The sequence below is a fragment of the Bradyrhizobium pachyrhizi genome (assembly GCF_001189245.1).
GTDB classification, from domain to species: Bacteria; Pseudomonadota; Alphaproteobacteria; order Rhizobiales; family Xanthobacteraceae; genus Bradyrhizobium; species Bradyrhizobium pachyrhizi.
In genome coordinates, this window is sequence record NZ_LFIQ01000118.1 from 92,962 (window position 1) to 95,195 (window position 2,234).

Annotated in this window: 2 protein-coding genes and 1 pseudogene; 1 reads left to right on the forward strand and 2 read right to left on the reverse strand. The window is 65.1% G+C overall.

Translation table 11 applies throughout. From position 1 onward, the window contains the following. Both AKL29_RS45990 and cysD read right to left on the reverse strand, forming a co-directional pair. A pseudogene (locus tag AKL29_RS45990) lies at window positions 1-709 on the reverse strand (GTP-binding protein); the annotation flags it as partial. A 41-nt stretch (window positions 710-750) separates the two neighbouring features. Continuing rightward, window positions 751-1,545 (reverse strand): sulfate adenylyltransferase subunit CysD, encoded by a 795-nt coding sequence (gene cysD / locus AKL29_RS34360; protein WP_028334719.1) that lies wholly within the window; start codon window positions 1,543-1,545, stop codon window positions 751-753. Window positions 1,546-1,792: 247 nt separating this feature from the next. Here cysD and AKL29_RS45995 point away from each other — a divergent pair. Next, window positions 1,793-2,234, forward strand: a 442-nt coding sequence (locus AKL29_RS45995; protein ID WP_283809435.1) for a precorrin-2 dehydrogenase/sirohydrochlorin ferrochelatase family protein, incomplete at its 3' end; no start/stop codon positions are given.

Here is a 2,234-nt window from a genome sequence, read left to right on the forward strand (position 1 = left end):
GCAGCGGCAACTCGGCCAGCGGGCGTGCCGGCTCGAGCGCACCGAGCGCCTCGACCACGGTCGGTCCCTTGTACCAGCCGATCCGCGCCGTGCGCTCGGCAACACCATCGCCGTCGCGCGCCGAGATCGGGATCACCGCCGTGGGCGTTACGCCGAGGCCGATCAGATGCGCGGAAATCTCGTCGCTGATCTCCTTGAAGCGGTCGGCGCTGAACTCGACGCGGTCCATCTTGTTGACCACGACCGCGACCTGCTTCACGCCGAGCAGATGCAGGAGATAGCCGTGCCGCCTGGTCTGGTCGCGCACGCCTTCCAGCGCATCGATGATCAGCACCGCGCCGTCGGCCTGCGAGGCGCCGGTGATCATGTTGCGCAAGAATTCTGCGTGGCCGGGCGCGTCGATCAGCACGACGTCGCGCGAGCGGGTGCGGAAGCGGATCTGGGTGGTGTCGATGGTGATGCCCTGGTCGCGCTCGGTCTGCAGCGCATCGAGCAGGAACGACCATTCGAACGGCATGCCGCGCCGCGCGCTCACCGCCTTCAGCATTTCCAGCTTGCCGTCCGGCAGGCTGCCGGTCTCATGCAGCAGGCGCCCGACCAGCGTCGACTTGCCGTGATCGACATGGCCGACGATGACGATGCGCACCTGCGGCCGCGTCGTGCCGTTGGGCGTTGCCGAGATCGAGGCGGTGGGAAGGATCATGTTCATCGGAACGCTCGCACGAAGCTTGGTGTTGCTTGAAGTGTTGATCAGAGATAGCCGGCGACGCGCAGCCGCTCGAACGCATCCTCGGTCTCGTGGTCAAGCGCGCGGCCGGCGCGCTCCGGGATCTTGGTGCCGTCGAGTTCGGTGAGGATCTCGTCGATGTTGGACGCGGTGGAGGCGACCGGGAAGGTGATGTCGGCATCGCCGAGCGAGCGGTAGCGCTTGCCGTCCTTGGCGAGATAGAGCGGGATGATCGGGATGTTCTCGCGCTTGGTGTAGGCCCAGATGTCGGCCTCGGTCCAATGCAGGATCGGATGGATGCGCAAATGCGCGCCTTGCGGCGGCGAGGCGTTGAACTGGTCCCAGAATTCCGGTGGTTGGTCGCGAACGTCCCATTCGCCCTCGAGGCCGCGCGGCGAGAACACGCGCTCCTTGGCGCGGGTCGCCTCCTCGTCGCGGCGGATGCCGGCGATCAATCCGTCAAAGCCATATTTGTTGAGTGCGAGCTTCAGGCCCTCGGTCTTGCGCGCGGCGGAGCGTGCGGCCGGCGGCAGGGTCGGGTCGACGCTGTCGATCGGCGGGCAGGGCTCGACGCGCAGGTCGAGGTCCCATTCCTTTCCAAAGCGGTCGCGGAACGCGTACATCTCCGGAAATTTCTTGCCGGTGTCGACGTGCAATGCCGGGAACGGGACGCGGCCGAAGAACGCCTTGCGCGCCAGCCAGATCATCACGTTGGAATCCTTGCCGAGCGACCACAGCAGCGCGAGCTTCTTCAGCCGCGCGAACGCCTCGCGCAGGATGTAGATGCTCTGCGCCTCCAGCTCGTCGAGATGATCCATCGACGGAGGCGCCTGATTGGCGGGAATCCCCGGCACGGAAGATGCATTGCTAAGCGTTGCGGACCGCGTCCTGGCGGCGACGGATTCGTTGTCGAGAAGATGCATCTCTTGGCCTTGGCCTGTGGAGTTGAAAATTCTAAAGTTGCGCTGCAATAGAGAAGAAATAATTTTCTCTTTGCTGACCTTGATCGAGAGATAAATAGAAAATAATTTCAGTCAACCCCCAAGTTGGGGAAGCGAGTGTCTGATGCGATATCTGCCGGTGTTTCTGGATCTGCAAAGCGGCAAGGTGCTGCTCGTTGGAGCGGGCGACCTTGTGCGCGCCAAGTTGCGGCTGCTTGCAGCCGCCGGCGCCGCGGTGCGCTGGTACGCGACCGACGGCGATCACGACATTGCCGGTCTCGCCGCGGAGGACGCCGCGCGGATCGAGCGCGCCGAAGGCCATCCGCTCGCCGCCGATCTTTCCGATGTCATCGCCGTCCTCTGTGCCGGCGCAGGCGAGATCGGTGTTGCGATGTCGGTGCGCGCCAAGGCGATCGGCCTGCCGGTCAACGTGATGGACGACCTCGTGCACTCCACCTTCATCATGCCGGCGATCGTCGATCGCGGCGATGTCGTGGTCGCGGTCGGCACCGGCGGCACGTCGCCGGTGGTGGCGCGCCGCATCCGCGAGAAGATCGAGGCGGTGC